Origin of the sequence: Actinoplanes octamycinicus (assembly GCF_014205225.1) — a bacterium.
GTDB classification, from domain to species: Bacteria; Actinomycetota; Actinomycetes; order Mycobacteriales; family Micromonosporaceae; genus Actinoplanes; species Actinoplanes octamycinicus.
The window spans coordinates 985,438-1,009,392 of the sequence record NZ_JACHNB010000001.1 but is presented as its reverse complement, the minus strand read 5'-3'; the positions used below and the strand labels follow the sequence as shown (position 1 = coordinate 1,009,392).

The 23,955-nt window shown below is 72.6% G+C and carries 26 protein-coding genes; 11 read left to right on the top strand and 15 right to left on the bottom strand.

Going from position 1 to position 23,955, the window contains the following annotated elements:
- Positions 1–283: 283 nt before the first annotated feature.
- A complete protein-coding gene (glpX, locus tag BJY16_RS04425; RefSeq protein ID WP_185037844.1) occupies positions 284–1,324 on the bottom strand; it encodes a class II fructose-bisphosphatase in 1,041 nt (346 codons plus the stop codon).
- Between the two features lie 150 nt (positions 1,325–1,474).
- Between glpX and BJY16_RS04420 the strand changes: the two genes are divergently transcribed.
- On the top strand, positions 1,475–2,026 hold the full coding sequence (locus tag BJY16_RS04420; protein WP_239177619.1) for a DUF4245 domain-containing protein: 552 nt from the start codon (positions 1,475–1,477) through the stop codon (positions 2,024–2,026).
- A 25-nt stretch (positions 2,027–2,051) separates the two neighbouring features.
- Here BJY16_RS04420 and BJY16_RS04415 read toward each other — a convergent pair whose 3' ends face one another.
- The 3 genes from BJY16_RS04415 to BJY16_RS04405 are packed head-to-tail and all read right to left on the bottom strand — an operon-like array spanning position 2,052 to position 4,087.
- The gene (locus tag BJY16_RS04415; protein WP_185037843.1) at positions 2,052–2,255 is read right to left on the bottom strand and encodes an exodeoxyribonuclease VII small subunit; all 204 of its coding nucleotides are present in this window, start codon (positions 2,253–2,255) and stop codon (positions 2,052–2,054) included.
- Positions 2,252–3,496 (bottom strand): exodeoxyribonuclease VII large subunit, encoded by a 1,245-nt coding sequence (xseA, locus tag BJY16_RS04410; RefSeq protein ID WP_185037842.1) that lies wholly within the window; start codon positions 3,494–3,496, stop codon positions 2,252–2,254. Before xseA ends, BJY16_RS04415 begins: the two co-directional genes overlap by 4 nt.
- Before the next feature lie 9 nt (positions 3,497–3,505).
- Positions 3,506–4,087: a hypothetical protein gene (locus tag BJY16_RS04405; protein ID WP_185037841.1), complete on the bottom strand. Its 582-nt coding sequence runs from the start codon at positions 4,085–4,087 to the stop codon at positions 3,506–3,508.
- Positions 4,088–4,246: 159 nt separating this feature from the next.
- Between BJY16_RS04405 and BJY16_RS04400 the strand changes: the two genes are divergently transcribed.
- Positions 4,247–5,296: a 4-hydroxy-3-methylbut-2-enyl diphosphate reductase gene (locus BJY16_RS04400; protein ID WP_239177633.1), complete on the top strand. Its 1,050-nt coding sequence runs from the start codon at positions 4,247–4,249 to the stop codon at positions 5,294–5,296.
- A 149-nt stretch (positions 5,297–5,445) separates the two neighbouring features.
- On the opposite strand, the gene BJY16_RS04395 is transcribed toward BJY16_RS04400, so the two are convergent.
- On the bottom strand, positions 5,446–6,579 hold the full coding sequence (locus BJY16_RS04395; protein WP_185037839.1) for a DNA recombination protein RmuC: 1,134 nt from the start codon (positions 6,577–6,579) through the stop codon (positions 5,446–5,448).
- A 54-nt stretch (positions 6,580–6,633) separates the two neighbouring features.
- Between BJY16_RS04395 and BJY16_RS04390 the strand changes: the two genes are divergently transcribed.
- Positions 6,634–7,410 carry a hypothetical protein gene (locus BJY16_RS04390; RefSeq protein WP_185037838.1) on the top strand — a complete coding sequence of 259 codons (777 nt, stop codon included), beginning with the start codon at positions 6,634–6,636 and terminating at the stop codon, positions 7,408–7,410.
- Between the two features lie 4 nt (positions 7,411–7,414).
- Here BJY16_RS04390 and BJY16_RS04385 read toward each other — a convergent pair whose 3' ends face one another.
- Positions 7,415–7,996: a hypothetical protein gene (locus BJY16_RS04385; protein ID WP_185037837.1), complete on the bottom strand. Its 582-nt coding sequence runs from the start codon at positions 7,994–7,996 to the stop codon at positions 7,415–7,417.
- Positions 7,997–8,095: 99 nt separating this feature from the next.
- Complete coding sequence (valS, locus tag BJY16_RS04380) at positions 8,096–10,615, bottom strand: valine--tRNA ligase (protein ID WP_185037836.1); 2,520 nt, start codon at positions 10,613–10,615, stop codon at positions 8,096–8,098.
- 108 nt (positions 10,616–10,723) lie between these two features.
- Here valS and BJY16_RS04375 point away from each other — a divergent pair, with 108 nt between their 5' ends.
- Positions 10,724–12,001 (top strand): hypothetical protein, encoded by a 1,278-nt coding sequence (locus BJY16_RS04375; RefSeq protein ID WP_185037835.1) that lies wholly within the window; start codon positions 10,724–10,726, stop codon positions 11,999–12,001.
- On the opposite strand, the gene BJY16_RS04370 is transcribed toward BJY16_RS04375, so the two are convergent.
- The 6 genes from BJY16_RS04370 to BJY16_RS04345 all read right to left on the bottom strand — a co-directional run bounded on the left by BJY16_RS04370 (position 11,986) and on the right by BJY16_RS04345 (position 17,612).
- A complete protein-coding gene (locus tag BJY16_RS04370) occupies positions 11,986–13,044 on the bottom strand; it encodes a hypothetical protein (RefSeq protein WP_185037834.1) in 1,059 nt (352 codons plus the stop codon). The two genes, BJY16_RS04375 and BJY16_RS04370, sit on opposite strands and share 16 nt — an antisense overlap.
- A complete protein-coding gene (locus tag BJY16_RS04365) occupies positions 13,041–13,967 on the bottom strand; it encodes a protein phosphatase 2C domain-containing protein (RefSeq protein WP_185037833.1) in 927 nt (308 codons plus the stop codon). The genes BJY16_RS04370 and BJY16_RS04365 overlap by 4 nt, the downstream gene beginning before the upstream one ends.
- 1 nt (position 13,968) lies before the next feature.
- Positions 13,969–14,673 (bottom strand): vWA domain-containing protein, encoded by a 705-nt coding sequence (locus tag BJY16_RS04360; protein WP_185037832.1) that lies wholly within the window; start codon positions 14,671–14,673, stop codon positions 13,969–13,971.
- A 62-nt stretch (positions 14,674–14,735) separates the two neighbouring features.
- A complete protein-coding gene (locus tag BJY16_RS04355) occupies positions 14,736–15,425 on the bottom strand; it encodes a protein DA1 (protein ID WP_221501884.1) in 690 nt (229 codons plus the stop codon).
- A gap of 30 nt (positions 15,426–15,455) precedes the next feature.
- On the bottom strand, positions 15,456–15,953 hold the full coding sequence (locus BJY16_RS04350) for a methylated-DNA--[protein]-cysteine S-methyltransferase (RefSeq protein WP_185037830.1): 498 nt from the start codon (positions 15,951–15,953) through the stop codon (positions 15,456–15,458).
- A gap of 132 nt (positions 15,954–16,085) precedes the next feature.
- Positions 16,086–17,612, bottom strand: coding sequence for a DNA-3-methyladenine glycosylase 2 family protein (locus BJY16_RS04345; protein ID WP_185037829.1), 1,527 nt, complete (start codon positions 17,610–17,612; stop codon positions 16,086–16,088).
- Positions 17,613–17,742: 130 nt separating this feature from the next.
- Between BJY16_RS04345 and BJY16_RS04340 the strand changes: the two genes are divergently transcribed.
- The 4 genes from BJY16_RS04340 (at position 17,743) to BJY16_RS04325 (ending at position 20,438) form a co-directional block, all read left to right on the top strand.
- On the top strand, positions 17,743–18,528 hold the full coding sequence (locus tag BJY16_RS04340) for an alpha/beta fold hydrolase (protein WP_185037828.1): 786 nt from the start codon (positions 17,743–17,745) through the stop codon (positions 18,526–18,528).
- A gap of 22 nt (positions 18,529–18,550) precedes the next feature.
- Positions 18,551–19,636: a redox-regulated ATPase YchF gene (gene ychF / locus BJY16_RS04335; RefSeq protein WP_185037827.1), complete on the top strand. Its 1,086-nt coding sequence runs from the start codon at positions 18,551–18,553 to the stop codon at positions 19,634–19,636.
- Positions 19,637–19,758: 122 nt separating this feature from the next.
- The gene (locus BJY16_RS04330; RefSeq protein ID WP_185037826.1) at positions 19,759–20,043 is read left to right on the top strand and encodes a hypothetical protein; all 285 of its coding nucleotides are present in this window, start codon (positions 19,759–19,761) and stop codon (positions 20,041–20,043) included.
- Positions 20,025–20,438, top strand: a complete 414-nt coding sequence (locus tag BJY16_RS04325) for a PIN domain-containing protein (protein ID WP_185037825.1) — start codon at positions 20,025–20,027, stop codon at positions 20,436–20,438. Before BJY16_RS04330 ends, BJY16_RS04325 begins: the two co-directional genes overlap by 19 nt.
- Before the next feature lie 36 nt (positions 20,439–20,474).
- Here BJY16_RS04325 and BJY16_RS04320 read toward each other — a convergent pair whose 3' ends face one another.
- Entirely contained in the window at positions 20,475–21,056 is a 582-nt protein-coding gene (locus BJY16_RS04320; RefSeq protein ID WP_185037824.1) for a Uma2 family endonuclease, read from the bottom strand.
- Positions 21,057–21,250: 194 nt separating this feature from the next.
- Here BJY16_RS04320 and BJY16_RS04315 point away from each other — a divergent pair, with 194 nt between their 5' ends.
- Together BJY16_RS04315 and BJY16_RS04310 are read left to right on the top strand one after the other, a co-directional pair.
- Positions 21,251–21,850, top strand: a complete 600-nt coding sequence (locus BJY16_RS04315) for a phosphoesterase PA-phosphatase (protein ID WP_185037823.1) — start codon at positions 21,251–21,253, stop codon at positions 21,848–21,850.
- A gap of 150 nt (positions 21,851–22,000) precedes the next feature.
- A complete protein-coding gene (locus BJY16_RS04310; protein ID WP_185037822.1) occupies positions 22,001–22,453 on the top strand; it encodes a GNAT family N-acetyltransferase in 453 nt (150 codons plus the stop codon).
- On the opposite strand, the gene BJY16_RS04305 is transcribed toward BJY16_RS04310, so the two are convergent.
- Positions 22,448–22,855 carry a MarR family winged helix-turn-helix transcriptional regulator gene (locus BJY16_RS04305; RefSeq protein ID WP_239177621.1) on the bottom strand — a complete coding sequence of 136 codons (408 nt, stop codon included), beginning with the start codon at positions 22,853–22,855 and terminating at the stop codon, positions 22,448–22,450. The two genes, BJY16_RS04310 and BJY16_RS04305, sit on opposite strands and share 6 nt — an antisense overlap.
- Before the next feature lie 272 nt (positions 22,856–23,127).
- On the opposite strand from BJY16_RS04305, the gene BJY16_RS04300 reads away from it, so the two are divergent.
- Positions 23,128–23,934 (top strand): G5 domain-containing protein, encoded by an 807-nt coding sequence (locus tag BJY16_RS04300; RefSeq protein ID WP_185037820.1) that lies wholly within the window; start codon positions 23,128–23,130, stop codon positions 23,932–23,934.
- The last annotated feature ends 21 nt before the right edge of the window (positions 23,935–23,955 follow it).

Genomic DNA, 23,955 nt, shown 5'->3' with positions numbered 1-23,955 from the left:
CGTCCGCCGTCAGCCACGCGCCGCGCCGTCCGCCGTCGGCCACGCGCCACGCGCCGCACGCCGCCGGCCGCACGCCGCCGGCCACACGCCGTCCGCCACGCGCCTTCGTTGCTCGCTCTGTGTCGCCCGCGCGCCGCTGCCTCCGCTTTTGCGCCTGATGCCACGCCTTATGCCAGACTTATTTCGGCATAGGCGATTTGTCGTCAGGCGAGGTCGTGGGGACAGGGCGCGGCGATGGTCCGCATGCCGGACCATCGCCGCGTGTGTCGGTGGTTCGCGCTCGTCAGATGATCGGGTCGTCGCCGATCGGCACCGTGGGCAGGTGGCCGTCGAAGTCGACGGCCGAGTACAGCGCGAGTTTCTCCAGGCGGTGGTAGGAGTCGATGACGCGGATCGTGCCGCTCTTCGACCGCATCACGATCGACTGGGTGTGCGCGCCGCCGGACCGGTAGCGCACGCCCTTGAGCAGGTCGCCGGAGGTGACGCCGGTGGCCACGAAGAAGCAGTTGTCCCCGGTGACCAGGTCGTCGGTGGTGAGCACCCGGTCCAGGTCGTGCCCGCCGTCGATCGCCTTCTGCCGCTCCGCCTCGTCGCGCGGCCAGAGCTTCGCCTGGATCATGCCGCCCAGGCACTTGATGGCGCAGGCCGCGGTGATGCCCTCCGGGGTGCCGCCGATGCCCATCAGCACGTCGACGTCGGACTCCGCCCGGGCCGCCGAGATCGCCCCGGCGATGTCACCGTCGGAGATGAACTTGATGTTCGCCCCAGCCTGCCGGACCTCCTCGACCAGCTTCGCGTGCCGCGGCCGGTCCAGGATGCAGACGGTCACGTCGGAGACGCTGGACCGTTTCGCCTTGGCGATCCGGCGCAGGTTCTCCGCGGTGCCGGCGTTGATGTCGATGACGTCGGCGCAGTCCGGGCCGACCGCGATCTTGTCCATGTAGAACACCGCGCTCGGGTCGAACATCGCGCCCCGCTCGGCGACCGCGAGCACCGCGACCGCCCCGGGCATCCCCTTGCTCATCAGCGTGGTGCCGTCGACCGGGTCGACCGCGACGTCCACCTCCGGCCCGGTGCCGTCACCGACCTGCTCCCCGTTGAAGAGCATCGGCGCTTCGTCCTTCTCACCCTCGCCGATCACCACGACGCCGCGCATCTGGATCGAGTTGATGAGCTTGCGCATGGCGTCGACGGCGGCGCCGTCACCGCCGTTCTTGTCGCCTCGGCCGACCCAGCGGCCGGCCGCCATGGCGGCCGCCTCGGTCACACGGACCAGGTCGAGGGCGATGTTGCGGTCGAGATCCTGGGGAACCCGGGCAGGCATGTCGGCCTCCTCGCGTCGTTGCGGGGCTGGTGGTTCCCCCGATCCTGGCACCTCGAACCGGCCAAGTCCCGGTTCAGCGACATGGTTAACAGTGACCACCCGCCCGGACGTGCCGAATCGTCGTTCAGCGACATGGTTAACAATGGCCACGTGGAACCCGCTGCTCCCGAGACCGCGCCCGCCCAGCCCCGCCTGACCAAGCGGGAGGGCCGGGCACCGCGCGACATGGCGTTGTCGCTGCTGGTGCTGATCGTGCCGATCGTGCTGCTGCTCGCGTTCTACCGAGTGGTGCTCAGCGGCGACGAGCCGCTGACCGTCGACCCGGCCTCCTCGATCGAGCTCGCGTCGAAGGAGTTCACCGTGCTGACGCCGACCGGCCTCGGCGACGACTGGCGGGTCACGGCCGCCACCTTCAAGCGGGCGGGCGGCGGGGCCACCCTGCGCATCGGTTACGTCGACCCGCAGGACGAGCCGGTCCAGCTGGTGGAGAGCACCGTCCCGGCGGACACCCTGGTCCCGGACGAGGTCGGCCGGGAGGGCAAGCGCACCGGCGCCTTCCGCACCGACGACCACACCTGGATGATCTACAGCGGCCGCCCCGGCGAGACCGCCCTCATCCTGACCGAGAACAACCGCACCGTGCTGATCGTCGGCAAGTCCTCCGAGTCGAACCTGGAGAAGCTCGCCGCCTCCCTGAAGTAACCGAATCGCCGGGCGCCGCCGGGCGTTACTCGGTGGCGCGGGCTGCGCGGGCGGCGTCGATGCGTTCGCGGGCGCCGTCGAGCCAGCGCTGGCAGATGTCGGCGAGTTTCTCGCCGCGCTCCCACAGGGCCAGGGACTCCTCCAGGCTGCCGCCGCCCTGCTCGAGGCGGGACACCACCTCGGCCAGCTCGGTCCGCGCCTGCTCGTAGCTCAGACTCTCGTCGCTCATTCGCCCTCTCCCGCCGTGACCACCGCGGTCACCGAACCCTCGGCCAGCCGGACCCGCAGCGGATCCCCCTCGCCGACCTCACCGGACGCGCGCACCACGTGCCCGTCGCCGCGCTGCACGATCGCATAGCCCCGCTGCAGGGTGGCCAGCGGCGACAGCGCCCGCAGCCGGGCCAGCGTGTGCCGCAGCTCGTCGTCGGCCCGGCGCACCCGGTGCTCCAGGCTGCGCCCGGCCCGGTCGCGCAGCGCGGCCACCTCGTCGGACCGCTGCTCCAGCAGCGACTCCGGCCGGGCCAGCACCGGCCGGGACCGCCACGCCTCGATCCGGTGCTCCTCGCGGTCGATCATGCCGAGCACCGCGCGGTCCAGCCGCTGCCGGGCCTGCCCGATCAGCCGCAGCTCGTCGGTCAGGTCGGGGACGATCCGCTTGGCGGCGTCGGTCGGGGTGGAGGCGCGCAGGTCGGCCACATAATCCAGCAGCGGGGTGTCGGTCTCGTGGCCGATCGCGCTGACCACCGGCGTGCGCGCGCCGAACACCGCCCGGCACAGCCCCTCGTCGGAGAACGGCAGCAGGTCCTCCACGCTGCCGCCGCCCCGGGCGATCACGATCACGTCGACCGTCTCGTCGTCGTCGAGCACCTTGAGCGCGTTGATGATCTGGGGCACCGCGTTCGGCCCCTGCACGGTGGCGTGGGTGACCCGGAACTGGGCGGCCGGCCAGCGGCGCCGCACATTCATCAGGACGTCCCGCTCGGCCGCGGTGTTCTGCCCGGTGATCAGGCCGATCCGCTGGGGGAGGAAGGGAAGCCGGCGCTTGCGCTCGCGGGCGAACAGGCCCTCGGCGGCGAGCAGCTTCTTCAGCCGCTCCAGCCGGGCCAGCAGCTCGCCGAGGCCGACCTGGCGGATCTCGTCGGCGCGCAGGCTGAGCGTGCCGCGCGCCGGGTAGAACTCGGGCCGGGCGTGCATCGTCACCCGGGCGCCCTCGGACAGCTCGGGCGCGCCCATCTCCAGCACGTCGCGGTGCACGGTGACGGTCAGGCTCAGGTCGGCGGACGGGTCGCGCAGGGTCAGGAAGACCACGCCGGAGCCGGCCCGGCGGCTGATCTGGGCCACCTGCCCGTCCACCCAGACCCAGCCGAGCTTGCTGATCCAAGCCCCCACCTTCTGACTGACCACGCGCACCGGCCACGGCTCCTCGGGGGAGCTTTTCGGCGGTCCGGCGGCGGCCTGGGTCTCAGTCACCCGGCCAGACTAGGTCAGCCCACCGACATTTTCGTCGGCCCGATGCTGCGCCACGTAGGCGTGTACCTCCGCGTGCCCGGCCACGTCTCCGGCCACCGGGGCCGGCTCCGCGTGCCGGCCGACGTAACCGGTCAGGTCCACCGGGGTGCGGCGCTCCGGCAGGCAGCCCTCGACGACCCGGGTGACGACCAGCGCGATCGTCCCGGCGCACAGCCAGAACACCAGGTCGAAGACGAAGTAGCGGAGATCGGCGTGCACCCCGTCGCCGACGCCCAGGAACGGGTACGGGTAGCCGCGCCGCTCCGGGTAGGCGGTCAGGCAGCACCGGTCGGTGACCGGCAGCAGGCCGAGTGCCAGCCCGGCCACCCCGGTGACCGAGGCGATCAGGTAGCCGGCCCGGCTCGGCTCCACCCGGTGCAGGGCCAGCAGGATCATCCCGCCGAGCGTCACCGTCACGTGGAAGACCAGGTAGGCCGTGCCGTCCGCGCCGCAGGCCAGATTGAGCAGCCCGATCCCGAACAGGAACCAGCCGACCATCACCCGGAGCACCGTCGGGATCGAGGGCCACCCGTCGTCCCGCTCGGCACTCATGATCCCGATTATCCCGCCGGTAACCCCCTTTTCGGGCGAAAACGGATCAACCCCCAGGGCTTTCGGTACGACCACCGCCCCGCCGTCGGTACCGAGAACTCCTCGGACGAACCGGTGACCGAGCGGCGGACCCGGCGCGCGGCGGCGTCTGTGGCGCTGATCGCACGCGGGCGGCCGCCGGGACGGGGCACGTACCATGGCCGGGTGACTGAAGCTCGTAAGCGGGTGTTGCTCGCCAAGCCGCGTGGCTACTGCGCCGGTGTCGACCGCGCCGTGCAGACCGTCGAGGAGGCGCTGAAGCTCTACGGCGCCCCGGTCTACGTGCGCAAGCAGATCGTGCACAACAAGCACGTGGTGAGCACCCTCGAGGCGCGCGGCGCGATCTTCGTGGAGGAGAACTACGAGGTGCCCGAGGGCGCCACCGTGGTGTTCTCCGCGCACGGCGTCGCGCCCGAGGTGCACGAGCAGGCCCGCGAGCGCCGGCTGAAGGCGATCGACGCGACCTGCCCGCTGGTCACCAAGGTGCACCACGAGGCGAAAAGGTTCGCCGCCGAGGACTACGACATCCTGCTGATCGGCCACGAGGGGCACGAGGAGGTCATCGGCACGTCCGGTGAGGCGCCCGCGCACATCCAGCTGGTCGACGGCCCCGACGACGTGGACAACGTGGTGGTCCGCGACCCGGCCAAGGTGGTCTGGCTGTCCCAGACCACGCTCTCGGTCGACGAGACCATGGAGACGGTGGCCCGGCTCAAGACCCGGCTGCCGCTGCTCCAGTCGCCGCCCAGCGACGACATCTGCTACGCCACCTCCAACCGGCAGCACGTGATCAAGGAGATCGCGCCGGAGTGCGACGTGGTGATCGTGGTCGGCTCGACGAACTCGTCGAACTCGGTGCGCCTGGTCGAGGTGGCGCTCGGCGCCGGCGCCCGGGCCGGGCACCTGGTCGACTACGCCGCCGAGATCCAGGACGAGTGGCTGGCCGGCGCCACCACGATCGGCGTCTCGTCCGGCGCCAGCGTCCCGGACGAGCTGGTCATGGAGGTGCTCGCGCACCTGGCCGAGCGCGGTTTCGGCGAGGTCACCGAATACACCACCGCCGAGGAGCGGCTCACCTTCTCCCTGCCGCAAGAGCTGCGCAAGGACATGAAAGCCGCTGAGCTTGCTGGCTCCGCTTCGCTCCGCGGGCGGTCGCCTGATAACCGGTGAGATGGCAGGCGATTTTCCGCCACCCGCAAACCCGGCGGGCGTCGAAAAATCACATGCCATCTCACCGGCGGCGACCGCCGAGCTTGCTGGCTCCGCTTCGCTCCGCGGGCGGTCGCCTGCCATCTCACCGGCGGCGACCGCCGTGCCAGTCAGCTGAGTTCGGGGGCCTGGGGCTGGCGGGGCGCGATCTCGATCTGCGGGGGCTGTGCCAGCTCCTCGTCCGACACGCCCATCTCGGCCAGCTTGCGGGCGCTGACCAGGACCCGGGACTCCAGTGAGCCGACCGCCTTGTTGTAGGCGCTGACCGCCCCGTTCAGCGAGACGCCGAGCCGGCTCACGTGGTCGCCGAGCGTGGCCAGCCGGCCGTAGAGCTCGCGGGCCAGGCTGTGCACCGCCACCGCGTTGCCGGTCAGCGTCTCCTGCCGCCAGGAGAACGCGACCGTGCGCAGCATCGCGATCAGCGTGGCCGGGGTGGCCAGCACCACGTTGCGGCGGAACGCGTACTCCATCAGGACCGGGTCGCGCTGCAGCGCCGCGTCCAGGAACGGGTCGGCCGGGACGAACAGCACCACGAAGTCCGGGCTGGACTCGAAGGCGGTCCAATACGCTTTCGCCGAGAGGGCGTCCACATGGGCGCGCAGGTGCCGGGCGTGCTGGTCCAGATAGAGATCGCGGTCCCGCTCGTCGCGCGCCTCCATCGCGGACAGGTAGCCCTCCAGCGGCGCCTTCGCGTCGACCACCACGGTGCGGCCGCCGTGCAGCCGGACGACCAGGTCGGGCCGCACCCCCTGGACGTCGGTCTCACCGGTCACCTGCTCGGCGAAGTCGCAGTGCTCCAGCAGCCCGGCCGCCTCGACGATCCGGCGCAGCTGGTGCTCGCCCCAGCGGCCGCGCACCTGCGGGGTGCGCAGCGCCGACACCAGCTGCCGGGTCTCGCCGCGCAGCTCGGTGGAGACCGTGCCCATCGCCCGGACCTGCTCGCGCAGCTCGGCATAGGCGTCCACCCGGTCCCGCTCCAGCTCGGCGACCCGCTGCTCATAGCGCCGCAGGGTGTCCTGCAGCGGCGCGACCGCCCGGGCCACCGCCTCCTGCGACTGGGCGGTCGCCTCATAGGACAGCGCCCGCATCGACTGCTCCAGCCGCTGCTCACCGTCGCGCGCGGCGGCCACCGTCGCCTCCAGCCGGGCGATGTCGGTGGCCGCGCGGGCCCGGGCGGCGAGCCAGCCCAGGGCGCCGCCGGCCAGCAGGCAGACGATGATCACAGCGAGCGTCGAGAACGTCACCACCGCAGATTGCCAGAAGGGTGCGACAAGACCACCGGGGGTACCTTGGGAAACATGAACGGCGTGTTGCTCATCCTGGCCATCGTGGCGATCGTCGCCCTGATCGTCGTCGGCGTTCAACGCGGCGGCACCAAAATCCAGCAGACCCAGTTGGCCGATGCCCGCGCCGAGGCGCAGCGGTGGTATGAGCGGCTCGGCGGCCAGGTGATGAACCTGCACGCCGACGAGCCGGCCGCCCGGCAGGCCCTGGCCGACGCCGGCGAGCGTTACAACGCGGCCGGCGGCCAGCTCCAGCAGGCCACCACGGTCCGCCAGTTCGAGCTGGCCCGCGAGTCCGCCCTGGAGGGCCTGGCCTATGTGCGGGCCGCCCGGCTCGCGATGGGCCTCGACCCGGGCCCCGACCTGCCGCCGCTGGCCGCCGCCCGCGGCTCCGGGCAGCTCACCCAGGAGCGCGAGGTCAGCGTGCAGGGGCACGCCTACAAGGCGGGTCCGCGCCCCGGCCCGGACACTCCGTACTACTACCCGGGTGGCCGGGTGCAGGGCCGCCCGGTCCCGGCCGGGTGGTATTCGACCCCGGTCTGGAAGACCGCGCTCGGCGCCGGTGCCGGCGTCCTCGGCGGCATGCTGATCTTCGACGCGCTGTTCTCACCCGCCTTCGGCGACGTCGGCGGCTACGCCGACGGCTATCAGGACGGCTTCCAGGACGGCGGTGACGTCGACGGCGGCGACACCAGCGGGCTCGGCGACTTCGGCGGCGGCGACACCGGCGGTGGCGGCGACTGGGGTGGCGGCGACTTCGGCGGCGGCGACTTCGGCGGCGGCGACTTCTAGACCGTCACCAAGGTTGCGGTGGGCGGACGGTCGCGGCCGGTTTGGGGTACGGGTGGAGCCGCCGCGTCAACTCCCGGCGGAGTGCCCGCGGCCCGGGCCAGATCTGGGTCAGGTCGGCGACGAAGGCCGGCCCGCGTGCCGTGACGGTGACCGCCGGCCCCCCGGTGCCGGAGCCCTGCACCGGGTGCACCGCGTCCATGTCCACCGGGGTCACCTCGAGCACCGTGCGCAGCCCGCTGCGACGCACCGTCACCGCGGCGACGTCCGCCCAGGCCAGCATCACCGGGTCGCTGCCCTGCGCGGCCAGCTCCAGGCCGGCGGCCGACACCCGCACCCAGGTGGCCAGCGCGGCGCGCGCGGACAGCGAGTAGCACCCGGCGACCGCCGCGCCGACGACGACCGCCTCCAGCGCGCTCACCCACCACGGATCCCCGCTGCCCTGTGACAGCCGGCCCACGATCGGGGAGACCAGCAGGTACGACACCATCAGCACGGCGAACACCGCGACGAACGTCCGGGCCGGCGACGACCGGAACAGCACGGTGTCACCGGCCGGCGCCTCGACCTCCTCCGGGGCGATCGGCATGCCTCCTATGGTGGACCGAACCACCGGCCCACCTCCGGAGATCCCGGCATTTCCCCGGCCCGGAACCAGCAGGCGATCACCGGCCGGGCGCGGTCCCGCTCAGAACGCGCAGGCGATCACCAGCTCCGGGGTCCGATCGCGGAGCAGATCCAGCTTGGCGATCCGCCCGGCCGCCCGGACGTCGCCGTCGATCAGCTCCAGCCGGTCGAGCACCGGTCCCGGACCGAGCGCCTCGGCCAGCGGCACCTCGGTCCGCATCGACAGCTTGCGGTCCGATTTGGCCCGGCGGATCTGGCGCAGCGCGTCGCCGGCCAGGTCCAGCAGGGCCGGCTCGCTCTCCGGGGCCACCCGGGTCAGCTCGTACCGGGTCGGCCAGGTCGCCCGGTGCACCGAGCCGTAACGCCACCACGACCAGACCTCCTCGGTGACGTAGGGCAGGAACGGCGCGAACAGCCGCAACTGCACCGACAGCCCGGCGGCCAGCGCGGCCCGCGCCGAGTCGGCGCCCGGACCGGACCCGTACGCCCGGTCTTTCACCAGCTCGATGTAGTCGTCGCAGAACGTCCAGAAGAACGTCTCCGCCGCCTGCAGCGCGTCGGTGTGCTGGAAGTGGTCGAACGCCTCGGTCGCCGCCGTGACCACCTCGGCGAGCCGGCCCAGCATCGCCCGGTCGAGCGGCTCGCCGACCGGCTCGCGCAGCGCCCGCCCGGCGCCCAGCCCGAGCGCGAACCGCGACGCGTTCAGCAGCTTCGTCGCCAGCCGCCGACCGACCTTCAGCTGGGCCGGGTCGTACGCCGTGTCGACCCCCGGCCGCCCGCTCGCCGCCCAATACCGCACCGCGTCCGCGCCGAACTGCTCGATCGGGGCGCTCGCCGGCACCAGCCGGCCCCGGGAACTGGACATCTTCCGGTTGTCGGAGTTGACCACCCAGCCGGACAGGACCGCGGTGTGCCAGGGCAGCACCCCGGCCCGCTGCTCGGCGCGCAGCACCGTGGCGAACAGCCAGGTCCGGATGATCTCCTGACCCTGCGGCCGCATGTCCATCGGGAAGACCTTGCCGGCCAGGTCACCGGCGGCGATCCACGGGCTCAGCGACGAGGTGGCCCAGGTGTCCATCACGTCCGGGTCGGCGGCGAAGCCACCCGGCCGGCCCCGCGCCGACTCGTCGAACCCGGGCGGGCAGTCCGAAGTCGGGTCGACCGGCAATGCCGAATCGTCCGGTATGAGAAGCTGGTCATGGTCCGGCTCGCCAGCGTCGTCGAGCCGGTACCAGACCGGGAAGGGCACGCCGAAGAACCGCTGCCGGCTGATCAGCCAGTCCCCGGTGAGCCCGGTGACCCAGTGCTCGTAGCGGTGCCGCATGTGCTCCGGGACCCAGCGCAGCTCCCGGCCCCGCGCCAGCAGCCGCTCGCGCAGCTTCGCGTCGCGGCCGCCGTTGCGGATGAACCACTGCCGGCTGGTGACGATCTCCAGCGGCGCGTCACCCTTCTCGTAGAACTTGACCGGGTGCCGGACCGGCCGGGGCTCGCCGATCAGCTCCCCGGAGGCACGCAGCGACCGGACCGTCTCCCGGCGGGCCTCCTCGACCCCCAGCCCGGCCAGCGGACGGTAGAGCTCGCCGGGGACGCCGGCCGGCGCCTCCGGCAGGAACCGGCCGTCCCGGCCCAGGACCACCCGGGTGGGCAGGTCCAGGTCGCGCCACCAGGTGACGTCGGTCAGGTCGCCGAACGTGCACACCATCGCGACGCCGGTCCCCCTGCCCGGGTCGGCGAGCGGATGCGCCAGCACCGGGACGGTGACGCCGAACAGCGGGCTGCGCGCGGACGTGACGCCGGCGAACCGCTCGTCGCCGGGGTGGTGGACCAGGGCGACACAGGCCGGCAGCAGCTCCGGCCGGGTGGTGTCGACGTCGATCGGCCCGGCCGGCCCGTGGAACCGCAGGGTGTGGAAGGCGCCCGGCCGCTCGCGGTCCTCCAGCTCCGCCTGCGCGACCGCGGTGCGGTAGCCGACGTCCCACAGGGTCGGGGCCTCGGACGAATACGCCTCGCCGGCCGCCAGGTTGGCCAGGAACGCCCGCTGCGCGACGGCCCGCGCCCGGTCACCGATCGTGGTGTAGCCCAGACTCCAGTCGACGGACAGCCCGATCCGCCGCCAGACCGCCTCGTAGGCCGCCTCGTCGCGCGCGGTCAACCGCCCGCACAACTCGACGAAGTTGCGCCGGGAGATGGCGACCGGTGGCCGCGGCGGACCGGGCGGCGGCTCCCAGTCCGGCTGGTAGGGCAGCGACGGGTCGCAGCGGACGCCGAACACGGTCTGCACCCGGCGCTCGGTGGGCAGGCCGTTGTCGTCCCAGCCCATCGGGTAGAAGACTGCTTTGCCGCGCATCCGCTGGAACCGCGCGACCAGGTCGGTGTGGGTGAACGAGAAGACGTGGCCGACGTGCAACTCGCCGGATACGGTCGGCGGCGGGGTGTCGATCGCGAACACGTCCGCACGCTCCTTCGAGCGGTCGAACGCATACGTCTCCTCCTCCTGCCAGCGCGGCGCCCACTTGTCCTCGAGGCCGTCCAGCGACGGCCGCTCGGGAAGGCCGGGGCGCCCGGTTCCCGTATCAGTCATGCCGGTCAGCCTAGGGTTGCCGGAGCTGCCCCGCACCGGCGTTTTCGTCGCCTGTGGACAAGCGCGACAGTGGTCCGCTGTGGATAACCTCGGGGCCGGGGGATCCGGGTGATCGATGAAACCGAGCGGCTGACCATCCAGCCGCTGTACCTGCTCTGCGACGTCGCCGGCGGCGCGCCGGACCGGCAGCGGGCCACCGCCGACCTGCTCCTGGCCCATCTGGCCGAGCAGCTCACCGCCGACCCGGAGCTGGCCGACGCGGTCCGCTGGAGCATCGAGCTGCACACCGGCGCCGACGACCTGGTCCCGCTGGTCCAGCTGCAGCAGGCCGACGCCGCGGTCCGGCCGCCCCGGCTGACCACCGCCGCGACCGGCCCGGCCCGGCTCGGCGCCGCGCTGCTCGCCCTGCGCCGGCTGATCCGCAGCGACATCACCATGCTCGAGGACGACACCGCCGACGTGCGCACGCCGTGCGTCGTGGTGCTGGTCGGCGGCCGCTCCGCCGATCAGCCGCACGAGCGGGCCGCCGCCCTGGACACCCTGCTCACCCGCACCCTGCACGCCGACGAGACGCGCGACTGGGCGCCCCGGGTGCTGTTCGTCGCACTGCCCGGCGCCGACTTCGACCTGCTCGCCGAGCTCGGCGCGGGCCGTGACGTCGAGATCGCCCTGGCCGGCGCGGACGACACGCTGACCGGCGTCGCCTTCCGGGTGGTCGCGACGGTCCGCCGGGCGCTGGGGGCGGGCGCTCCGCGGATCTCCTACGACCGCTGGGTGGTCCCGGAGAACACCCTGGTGCTCGGGTACGAACACCGGCACGCCCCGCTCACCGACGTCCACCCCGCCGTGGCGCCCGGCCTCGACCCGGACCGGCGGCCACTGGTCTACCGGCGGTTCCTCGACCCGGCGCAGCCGTTCGCCCCGCTGCTGCGGATGGTCGCGCTGGGCGAGCACGCCACCGAACTGACCGGCCGGATGCTGTGGCCGCTGCGGCTCGTCGTCGCGGGCGGGGCGACCGAGGTCACCGGGCTGCTCGCGCCGGACGTCCCGGAGCGGTTCCGGGACCGGCGGCTCGCGGACGCGCCGCCCGGGCACCGGGAGCTGCTCCGGCCGGCCCTGCGGGAGCTGGTCGAGCTGGCCCACCGGCACGACGTCCGGCTCGGCGGGCACGCGCTCGACTCGGTGCACTACCGGCTGACCCCCGAAGTCGAGGTGCTGGTCACCGACTGCGACGCGGTACGCGTACGCGAGCCGGGTGATCTGACCTGGAACGAAGCGGACCTGAACTGGCTCGCCGGACATCCGGCGGCGCAGCCGTCGCCGGCTCCCGGACCGGGGACCGGGCGCTGGCACCCGAGCCCGATCCGGCGTTACGGCGAGACCTGAGAGCCGCGCACCCAGCCCTGCCCGTCCACCCACACCCAGCCGCCGCTGACCTGCCGGGACACCTCCGGAGGCCGCTCCTGCCCGGACGGCTGGAGCGCGTCGTACCAATCCCGGATGGCGGGGCGGTCGGCCGGGGTCGGGGACAGGCTCGCGTCCAGCAGCACCGCGGCCGGCTCGCCCAGCATGTCGCGCAGGACGCGGCGCGCGCGGGACGGGTCCCGGCTCACCGCGCCACCCCGGCCGTTCGCCAGGATCCGCACCGTCATCAGCGCGAACTTGTACACGTCGGTCTTCGTGCTCTGGATCGCCCAGCGGTCCCGCAACCGGTCCCGGAGGTCCTCGTCGGCGCCGTCCCAGCCGGCCAGCTCGGCGCTCGCCGCCAGCGCCTCCGGTGGCTGCCAGTGCGGCGTGTGCGGCTGCATCCCGAACACCGCCCGGTTCCCCTTGATCCGGGCACTGTCCACATCGACCACCAGCACCGACGGCCGGACCGGGCCCGGGTCGTAGATGATGTTGCGGCCGGAGATGTCGCCGACCACCACGCCCTGCTTGTGCATCATCCCGTAGGCCGCGGCGACCGCCCGGATCAACCGCAGCCGGTCGGTCACCCCGACCGCCGGCAGCCCCTTGCGCAGCGCCGTCTCGTCGTCGCCGAACAGCGTCTCGATCTCCCGCGGCTTGCGGTGCACGCCGCCCGAGCGTTTCCGGAAGTCCTGGAAATAGCGGTCCGGGATCAGCCGCATCACCACGCCGCCGGCCGCGCCGTCCTCGTCCACCACCACGCCGACCGGCCAGATGATCCGGGCGTCCCACGCCGCCCGCTGCGCCTCCGGCAGCCGGTCGCGGAACCGGACGAACCCGGTCAGGCCGGTGGTCAGCGACGGGCCGGCCCGCCGTTTCGTCGCGTCGGTGTACCGCTTGTAGACGAACTGCTCGCCGGGCAGCCCGGGCAGCCGCAGCTCCGGGGCGAGGAAGACGGTCGCGGTGCCGCCCCGAGCCAGCTGCCGCAACGGGCCCAGGGCGCGGACGGTCAACGCGGTCATCGGGCCGGACCCGGCCAGACCACGACGGCCGTCCGGTCGTCGGTGAACGACTTGCGGAAGAACGCGACGTGCTGCGCGAACGCCAGCGGATCCGGGGGCGTGCCCCAGTGGCCGCGCAGGAACTCGCCGACCGCGCCGGCGCCGGACCCGAACGGATCACCGAGCCCGTCCGTCATCACCACCAGCACCTGGCCGGGGAGCAGCACGAACTCGTGCGGGGTGACCCGGACCGCGGCCGGCAGCGACCGCACCCGGCTGTCGACGATCGCGGCGCCCGCGTTCTTCACCGCGGTCAGCGGCTGCCAGCCGGCGCCGGTCAGCAGGAACGCGGCCGAGTCGCCGGCGAGGTTGGCCAGCACGGCACGGTGCCCACCGTCCGGGTCCGGCTCGGTCGCCACGGCGAAGGCCAGCGCGGTCGCCGACATGATCGAGCGGACCCTCTCGTCGGTCACCGTCCCGTCGGTGAGAAACGGCCGGGCCAGCTCGACGACCGCGTCACCGGCGACGCGGGCGGCCCCGTCCCAGCCGAACGCCGCCACCGGCGCGCCGGTCATCAGGTGATCGACCAGCGTCTGCGCGACCGTCTCGCAGATCGCCGCGGCCGCCTCGTGGGACCGTTTCGCGGCCGACACCCCGTCCGCGACGCACCCGGCCAGCCAGCCCTGATCGCGGGTGAACCGGACCGCGTACGCGTCCTGGCGTGGCTCGGCCCGCTCCTGATGCCCGGGACCGCGGACCGACGCGGCCCGGAACGTCAGCCCGCCCGCCTCCGCCCCGTCGGCCACGATGTCCGGCGGCGGCGACCGGAACAGCCGTGGCACCCGGGCCCGCACCGCCGCCTGCCGCCCGGCGTCACCCACCACCCAGCGCCGGCTCGCCAGCCGCGACCAGGGCTGGCCGTCATCGGTGGCCCGCTCCGCCATCTCAGATCCAGTCGCCCAGATCATCGTCGTCGGGTGGCACGAAACCGCCCGCCGTGCCCACCTCGTTAACCGAGTTCGCCGAGGCCACGATGCTACTGATCAGCACCTCGGCGATCTGCCGGATCGCGGTCGCGGCGTCGCCCGAGCCACTGTAGACATAGCTGCGCATCGGCTTGCCGCGGTCACCGGGCTTCGGGTAGACCCACGGGTCCAGCACCGCTTTCGGCAGCTCCGGGGTCACCCCGAAAGGAATGATGTTCGGCCGGCCGCGGAACGACGGATCGGTCAGCTCGGCGAACGCGGCCCGCAGCTCCGGCACGTCATCGGTCGGCGCCCCGTCGGTGACGAAGAAGACGGCCGGCCGGTACACCTGGAAGCCGTCCGCCCGCAGTTTCGCCAGGTCGCGCTCGATGTCCAGGCGCAACTGCCGGAACGCCGCGGCGTAGGACGTGCCGCCGCGGGCGGTGAATTGCGGGATCGCCCGCACGTCGCGGAGATCGCCGAGCGGCACCACGGTCCGCGCGTCGTCGGAGAAGTCCAGCGCGCCGAACCGGACCACGTCACCCAGCGTCGGGCTCTCCTCGATGGTGTCCACCACCTCGGGCAGGATCCGATTCACCGCGTCCAGCGGCGCGCCGTCCATCGAATACGACACGTCGACCAGCAGATAGAAGGCCAGAGCGAGGGTACGGTCGTCGGGAACCATGGTTCCTCCAGCGCGCGGCGGGTGGGAACGGTCGTCGATCAGCCTAGACAGCGCGCGCACCCTCACGGGTCCGGGAAATCACCGCAGCGGCGCACGTGCTCCAGCATCCGCCGGACACTGCCGGTCCGGATCGCGGCGGCCCGGGCAGCCCGGAAACCGTCGCCGTACACCGGATCCGGGTTGGTGGCGATCCGGCGGCGCTCCCACTCGGCCGGCGCCCCCGGCTGATCCTTCAGCCAGGCGTGCGCCAGCAGCTGGCACAGCCCCTCCTCGACCGCCGGCGGCAGCATCCCGAACCCCCGCTGGGCCAGGTAGGCGTGCATCACCTCGTGCGCGACCACCGCGCCGAACCGGGCCAGCGGCAGATCCCGGACCACCATCAGGTCGACCACCTCGCTGCCCAGCGACACGGTCACGCCGAGCACGTCACCGTGCCCGGCGATCCGGCCCTGCAACTCGCTGAACGGCACCAGCCGCACCCGCACCGGTGTCGTCGTGCGGATCGACAACGCCCGCAGCCGCGCCGCGATCGGCGGCAGCACCCGCTTCACGTCTTGCTGGGTGCGGACCGCGGTCACCGCGCACCGCGGGCACAGCGGGCGGTCCGTGCCGAGCGCGGGATCGGCCGGCAGTCCACAACAGACGGACTGCGGGGCGCCGGTGTGCCGCTGACAGACCAGCTCACCGTTCGCGGTGAGGAAGCCGGTCAGCGTCATGATCCGGCCGCAGGCGGCACAGCGCGGCAGCAACACGCCCCAGTGTGCCGCCCGCCCGCCAGCGGGTCAGCCCGCCGACTCGTGCTCCAGCAACCACGACTTCACCGGCAGGCCCCAGCGGTAGCCGCCCAGCGACCCGTCGGTGCGCAGCACCCGGTGACAGGGCACGATCAGCGCCACCGCGTTGCGCGCGCACGCCGCGGCCGCCGCCCGGATCGCCGCCGGGCGGCCGGCCAGCACCGCATACCTCGAATAGGTCACCGGGTCGCCCGGCTTGATCTCGCGCATCACCGCCCAGGCGTGCCCCATGAACACGCCCCGGGTGTGCTGCTCGACCGCCACCGTGTCCAGCGCGAGCAGATCACCGTCGAAATAGGCCCGGACCGCGGACCGCGCCGGCCCGACGTCGTCAGCCGGCTCGGCCGGCTCGACCAGCGACGGGTGGATCAACTTGGTCAGCTCCGGCACGTCGGTGGTGAACCCGGCCGCGCGAACCGCACCGGACTCCGCCACCACCAGGGTGAACGGGCCGGCCGGGGTGTCCATCGTCGCGTGACGCAACATCGCTCATCAGCTCCTCGGAAGTGGGGGGACCACAGCCTGGCGGAATTCCGGAGGCTGCGTTTGTGGCTTGTGGACAACCGGACTGCCTGTGGATATCCGGCGGGGTGGGTGGGATGGCGGGGTAGCTTCGGGTCAGGCGGCTCGCCACAGGCGGACCAGGGCGTAGGAGCGCCACGGGCGCCAGCGTTCGGCGTGCTCGGCGAGGGCCTTGGCGGTGGCGGGGAGGCCGAGGGCGGCGGCGCCTCGGCGGGCGGCCAGGTCGGTGGGGAGGAAGACGTCCGGGTCACCGGTGGCGCGCATGGCGACGTAGCCGGCGGTCCAGGGGCCGATGCCGGGGAGTTCCAGCAGGCGGGCGGTGGTCTCGGCGCGGTCGGCGGTGGGGTCCAGGTCGAGTTTGCCGTCGGCTACGGCGGCGGCCAGGGCGCGGATGGTGTCTCGGCGGGTGGCCGGCATGCCGAAGGCGGAGTCGGGGAGATCGGCTACGGATTCGGCGGTCGGGAATCCGGCGAGGTGGTTGGTGGCGGCGGGGGCGGGGGCGGGGCCCGCAGGGCCGAGATCAGCGGACGACTCGAATCCTTCGGACCCCCGCGACTCCTCGGACCCGAGCAACTCACCGGAAGCCCCAGCCTCCCGAGCCGCCCGCACGATCCGCCCCAGCGTCGTCCGCGCCCCCGACACACTCACCTGCTGCCCCACGACCGCCCGGACCGCCATCTCGAACCCGTCCACCGCCCGCGGCACCCGCACCCCCGGCTCCGCCCGGACCGCCGCGGCGAGTGCCGGATCCGCCCCGACCGTCCCGTCGATCGCATCGGGGTCGGCGTCCAGGTCCAGCAGCCGCCGGCACCGCGCCACCGCCGGTGCCAGGTCCCGCACGTCGCTGAGCCGCAACGTCGCGAACACCCACCGATCGGCCGGCCGCAGCGCCACGGTCGCGCTGCCGTGCGGCAACACCAGACCTCTCCGGTACGTGTCCCCGTCCAACTCGTCGACCCCGGGCAGGGTCCGCGCCCCGAGGAACCCGAGCAGCGACGCGACGTGCAGCGGCGCCCGGTAGGCCAGCCGGAGGTTGATCGTGCCGGCTTCGCCCTGGACCGCGCGCCGGGTCTCCCGGAGCCGGCCGGGCGCCTGCGCGTACACCTCCAGCATCGTGTCGTTGAACTGCCGCACGCTGCCGAACCCGGCCGCGAACGCGATCTCCGCCAACCCCAGGTCGGTCGTCTCGACGAGGATCCGCGCGGTCTGCGCGCGCTGCGCCCGGGCCAGCGCCAGCGGCCCGGCGCCGAGTTCCGCGGTGAGCATCCGGTTGAGGTGCCGTTCGGTGTAGCCGAGCCGGCTGGCCAGCCCGGACACGCCTTCCCGGTCGACCACTCCGTCGCCGATCAGCCGCATCGCCCGGCCGACCGTGTCGGCCCGCGCGTCCCACTCCGGTGAGCCGGGCGCGGCGTCCGGCCGGCAGCGGCGGCAGGCCCGGAAGCCGCCGCGCTGGGCGGCGGCCGCGCTGACGTAGAACGTGACGTTCTCCCGTTTCGGGGTGACCGCCGGGCAGGACGGCCGGCAGTAGATCCCGGTGGTCCGCACCGCCGTGTAGAAGCACCCGTCGAACCGCTGGTCGCGGCTGTCGACAGCGCGGTAGCAACGCTCGAAGTCCAGCTCCATGCCGTCGAGTCTGCTCCGCCCGCCCCCGCGTCGGCTGGCGGGTTTCGGACATGACCGTCCGCCGGTCCGGACCGGGAGTGCTGTCAACCGCGGTTGACGGCATCGCGTTGTGTCAACTACGGTTGACATCATGGAGACTTTGGCGCGGACGGACATCCGGTGGCGGGCCTTCGGTGACGGGGGACCCAAGGTCGTGCTGTTGCACGGCGGTCTGCAGAGTTCGGCGAACCTCACCCGGCTGGCCCACCTGCTGGCCGGCGACTTCACCGTCTACGTGCCGGACCGGCGCGGACGGGGCGCGAGCGGACCGGCCGCGGCCGGCCACGGGCTGCGCGCCGAGATCGCGGACCTGGCGGCGGTGCTCGACGAGACCGGGGCGCGCAACGTGTTCGGGCTCAGCTCCGGGGCGGTCATCGCGCTGCGCGCGGCGATGGAGCTGCCGATCGAGCGCCTCGCGCTCTACGAGCCGCCGCTCAAGCACGGCGGGCACGATCCGGTCGCTTGGCTTTCCCGGTACGAGGCGGAGCTCTCCCGTGGCCGGACCGCCGCCGCGTTCACCACCGTGGTGAAGGGCACCGGGGGAGCGCGGCTGCTGCCCCGTCCCGCCCTGCTGCCGCTCGCCGGGCTGGCGGTGCGCAACCCCGAGATCGCCGCGCTGGTGCCGACGATGCGGCTCGACGCGGCCGTGGTCGAGGACGCGGCCGGCCTGCTCAGCACGTATGCGATGGTCGAGGCGGAGACGCTGCTGCTCGGCGGCGAGCGCTCCCCGGCGTACCTCACAGCGGTGTTGATCGGTCTGGAGCCGGTGCTGCCGCGCGTGCGCCGGGTGACCTTGAGCGGCGTCGGGCATCTCGCCGCGGACAACAGCGGCAAGCCCGCGCTGGTCGCCGCGGAACTGCGGAAGTTCTTCCGGTGAGGCTTGCGTAGACTGGCGTTCCGTGAGCCTCACCATCGGAATCGTCGGCCTGCCCAACGTCGGCAAGAGCACCCTGTTCAACGCCCTGACCAAGAACGATGTGCTCGCCGCGAACTACCCGTTCGCGACGATCGAGCCCAACGTCGGCGTGGTCGGGCTGCCCGACGAGCGGCTCGGCAAGCTGGCCGAGCTGTTCGGCAGCGAGAAGATCCTGCCGGCGCCGGTGAGCTTCGTCGACATCGCCGGCCTGGTCCGCGGCGCCTCCAAGGGGCAGGGCCGGGGCAACGCGTTCCTGGCGAACATTCGCGACGCGTCGGCGATCTGCCAGGTGGTGCGCGCCTTCTCCGACCCGAACGTGCTGCACGTCGACGGCAAGGTGTCGCCCGCCGACGACATCGAGACGATCAACACCGAGCTGATCCTGGCCGACCTGCAGACGGTCGAGAAGGCGCTGCCGCGCCTGCAGAAGGAGGCCAAGCTCAAGAAGGAGAAGGCCGCCACGGTGGCCGCCGCCGAGGCCGCGTTCAAGCTGCTCAACGACGGTGTCACGCTCTACCAGGGCGCCGCCTCCGCGGGCGTCGACCTGGACCTGCTGGGCGAGCTGCACCTGCTGACCACCAAGCCCTTCCTGTACGTGTTCAACGTCGACGAGGCCGAGCTGGGCAACGAGGCGTTCCTGGACGAGCTGCGGGCCCTGGTCGCCCCGGCCGAGGCGGTCTTCATGGACGCGAAGATCGAGTCCGAGCTGATCGAGCTGGACGAGGACGAGGCGCTGGAGCTGCTCCAGTCCACCGGCCAGTCGGAGCCCGGGCTGAACCGGCTGATCCGGGTCGGCTTCGAGACGCTGGGCCTACAGACCTACCTGACCGCCGGCCCGAAGGAGGCCCGCGCCTGGACCGTCCCGGTCGGCGCGACCGCCCCCGAGGCGGCCGGCGTGATCCACTCCGACTTCCAGCGCGGCTTCATCAAGGCCGAGATCGTCAGCTACGACGACCTGATCGCGGCCGGCTCGATGTCCGCGGCGAAGGCGGCCGGCAAGGTCCGCATGGAGGGCAAGGACTACATCATGAAGGACGGCGACGTGGTGGAGTTCCGCTTCAACGTGTGAAGGCTGATCAGGCCGCGTGCCTGGACGGGAGGGGGCCCGGCTCTTCGGAGTCGGGCCTTCGTCCTTGTGATGGAACGGTGCTCCTCTTGGCGGTTTTCCTACTCGTTTGACACACTGGCGGCATGGGCGAGACAGCATTTGGCATCGGCGAAGGGCCGGCGACGCGGGTGAGCCTGTCGCTGCCGGAGGGGACCGCCGAGGCGATCCGGGCGCGGGTGGGCAAGCGAGAGTTCTCGGCGTTCATCGCCGAGGCAGTCGAGCGAGAGCTGCGCGGGCAGATTCTCGATGAGTACCTGGCGGATTACGAGGTTCGTAAGGGTCCGGTCTCCGCTCAGGCCCGCCACCGGGCGCGGCAGGTCTTCGACGAAGTGTTCGCCGAGGAGGGGGAGTGGCCCGCCGCAAGCTGAGCCACGAAGGGACGCTGGTTCTCGACAGCGAAGGGCTCTCCAAGCTGCTCGCCGATGATGAGCAGGTGGTCGCTCTGGTCGCCGAGGCGCGCTCGCGCGGCATGGAGGCGGTGATCAGCGCACTCACCATCATCGAGGCTGTCCATGCCCGTACCCATCGGGCTCGCCTGAGCTGGGTGCTTTCCGGATTGCGGGTGATCCCGGTGGGTGAGGAGGAAGCGAGGTCAGCGTCGCGGCTGCTGATGGATGCCGGTCTGCATGGGCACAAGTACGCGATCGATGCGGTGGTCGCCGAGGCCGCGCTGCGGCAACACCGCCCCGTGGTCATGGTGACTTCCGATATCGACGACATGGTGAAGCTCTGCGGAGACCGGGTCCGGCTTGTCGCGGTGTGAGGCTTCCGTGGTGCTGCCGGGCCGTGTTCCCCGGGTTCAGCCGCGGCGGCCGGGAATCAGCTTGGTCAGGTCGATCTCGATCAGGAACGGGACCGGGGTGCGCAATGCGGTGCGGTGGATTCCGGTTGCTGCGTAGGCGCCTGTCGGTCGGTCGAGTTCGTAGACGTGGACAACCGGCGCTCGGTCCTCTTCCTCGACAATCCAGTAGTGCGCGATGCCGGCTTCCGCGTATTTCCGCAGCTTGATCGTCCGGTCGCGGTACGCGGACTCCGGAGAGACCACCTCGATCACCAGGGACACCTGATCGGGCGTGAAGAAGGTGGCGCCGAGATCGTAAGAGTCCGCCGTGACGAGAATGTCGGGCTCGGGACGATTCCGGTCGTCGAGCCGAATCGTGATCTCTCGCAGAACCTCAATGCCCGCCGGTGCTTCCCGCCGGAGAGCGCTGCGTAATTCGTCGATGACGACGGTGTGCCAGATTCGTTGGGGGGACATCATGAAGACGAGAGCTCCATCGATCAGCTCGGTATGACTCGGGGCTTCGGGAAGATGGTCGAGATCGTCGGCGAACCAGCCCTCGGCGCGGGGCGGGCGCATCCACTCAGGCACCGCGGTCATGCCGTCATCGTAGCGCTCCAGAACGGCGGTTCGGCTGTGCGGACAATGCATGCCGGAACGGTATCCACGAAACGTGGAACATTGATGGCCGCGGACCGCTTTTATCGGTTTTTCCCGCTATTCAGCGATGGGCATATGTATATCGGCGGGCGTGATGGTGGGGAAATCCCGGGGCTGCCTGCCAGAATGGCGTCGTGATCAACGCGGGGCGGGTGGTGGGCGACCGTATCGCTCATGTTGTTTCGGAGGTGCTGGCGCCGGCGGTGCTGGTGGCGGCGCTGCTCCTGGTCGTCGGGTGGCATGCCGGGGAGGCGCCCGGGGTGTCCCGCTGGTGGGGGCTGCCCGGGGCGGTCTTCGCGGCGGTGATCCCGCTGGGTTATGTGCTGCACGGGGTGCGGACCGGGCGGCTCACCGACCATCACATCCCGGACCGGGCGGCGCGGCGGCTGCCGTTGCTGTTCGGGGTCGGGTCGCTGAGTGCCGGGCTGGTGGTGATGCTGCTGCTCGGCGCGCCGCGGGAGGTGCTGGCGCTGCTGGCCGCCGGCGGGCTGGGACTGGTGATCTTCGCGCTGGTCACGCACTGGTGGAAGATGTCGATCCACGCCGGGGTGGCGGCCGGGACGCTGGCCACGCTGACCGCGATCTACGGGCCGGTGGCGCTGCTCGGGACGCCGCTGGTGCTGCTCGGCGGGTGGGCCCGGGTGCGGCTGACCGCGCACACCCCGGCGCAGGTGGTGGTCGGCGCGCTGGCCGGCGCGATCGTCGCGGGCACGGTGTTCCCAGCGCTCCGCTGAACAGATGCGCTGGACAAAAGACGCTGAGCAAGGGCGCTGGGCAAAGACGCTGGGTGGAGACGCTGAGCAAAAGGAGGCGAGGGTCACGGCCGGGCAGGCGGGACCGGCCCCGGTCGTACCGTGAAAATGGTCTGACATGGGGGAGGGCTCGTGAGCTGGACCATCGAAGAGCGATCCTGGGACGACGCCGCCGGCGTGGCGTTGCGTGCGGCGCAGCGGGCCGAGCTGGACGAGCGCTACGGGTGCGACGACCACGAGCCGGGCGGCGCGCCGGTGGCCGGCGAGATCGACGTCTTCCTGGTGGCGTCGCGGGGCGGCGAGGCGGTCGGCTGCGGCGCGCTGCGCCGGCTGGACGAGCACAGCGTCGAGGTCAAGCGGATGTTCGTGACGCCGGCCAGCCGCGGGTCCGGGGTGGCCACCGCGATCCTGCGGGCGCTGGAGGACGCCGCGAAGCAGCGCGGCTGGACCACGGTGCGGCTGGAGACCGGCACGGAGCAGCCGGATGCGATCCGCTTCTACGAGCGCGAGGGTTACCGGGAGATCCCGCTCTACGGCAAGTATGTCGGCTCGCCGATCTCCCGATGCTTCGAGCGGCGGCTATGAGTCGGTCGCCATCGCGGCGAACGCGCTGGCCAGCCGGTCCAGGTCGAGCTCGCCCAGGTGGTCGAAGATGTGCCGGCGGACGCTGGCCAGGTGGGTCGGCCAGGCCTCGCGCAGCCGCTCCAGGCCGCGCTCGGTGAGCACCGCGTTGGCCCCGCGGGCGTCCTCCTCGCACCGGATCCGTTTCAGGTAGCCGAGCGACTCCAGCTTGGCCGCCAGGCGGGTCATCCCGCTCAGCGACATGTCGCAGGCCGCGGCCAGCTCGCTCATCCGCATCCGCTGATCCGGGGTTTCCGAGAGGTGCCGCAGCACCGAGTACTCACTGGCTGACATGCGCTGCTCGCGCATCAGGTCGGCGTCCAGCGCGCGCGGCATGACGAGCAGGAAGCGGCCGAGCGCGCGCATCACCGCCTCCTCCGCCGGGCTCAACGGGACGGGGGGTCCGGAGGCTGGTGGCATGCCTGTGATCGTACGGCGGGAGTGCACACAGGTGGCCGGGCGGAAACGGGGGCGGTTCGCCGCGAAGTCATCTTTTCGGGTGACCGTCAGATGCTTGCTGACGAAGCCGGACAAGCCACAATGCTTTGGTGCAAAACCAGACAACTAGTGACTCTCTGCAGCATCTGCTCGAAATGCCACGAAAGTCTTGGTGGGCCCGCCTGCCGTTCGGTGTCCGCATGGCCGCCGGCACCAGCGCGCTGCTGGTGCTCCTCGGCGGCGGTGTGGCCGGCGCCGCCGTGCTCGTCGGGGGCGACGAGCCGGCCGCGACCGCTGAGCAGGCCATCGCCGCCGATCCGGGCGCCGCGCGCCTGGACGAGGACCCGGAGATCGTCAGCCGGGAGGCGGCCGCCGCCGAGCCGGTGCCCCGGCGCCACGTGCACGTCCCGGTCCAGCCGGTCCCGCCGGTCTCCGGACGGCAGGCCCGGGCCGCCGTGGAGACCGGGGCCGAGCTGACCCGGGCCCGCGCCGAGGACCCGGCCGACCGGACCGGGCCACGCTCCCCGCGCGTGGCGAAGAAGCGGGCGAAGGACCGGCCGAAGGCCGAGCCGGTGGTGACCACCCGCACCGACGTGGAGACCCGGCCGATCCCGTTCCCGACCCGGGTGGTCCGGGACGAGACGCTGCCACGAGGCGTCCGCAAGGTGCAGTCCCCCGGCACGCCGGGCGAGGAGCTGGTCCGCTACCTGGTCACCCTGGTCGACGGGAAGCCGTCCGGGCGCCGGGTGCTGGACACCACGGTGACCCGGCAGCCGGAGCAGCGGGTGGTGGTCTTCGGCGTGCAGCGGGACGGGTCGTGCGCGCTGAACCTGTGCGTGCCGCTGGGCCGGGCCGGCTGCCCGGAGGCGAACGCGCCCGGGGAGCCGGAGCCCGCGTCGTCCCGGGAGCCGGAGAGCGGGCCGCTCACCGTCACCGACGAGGACCTGTCGCTGCTCGACCCGGAGTCGCTGGCGGATGTTCGTTTGGAACCGGCCACACTGTGCTGAATCGGACGCCGGTGCGCCCTA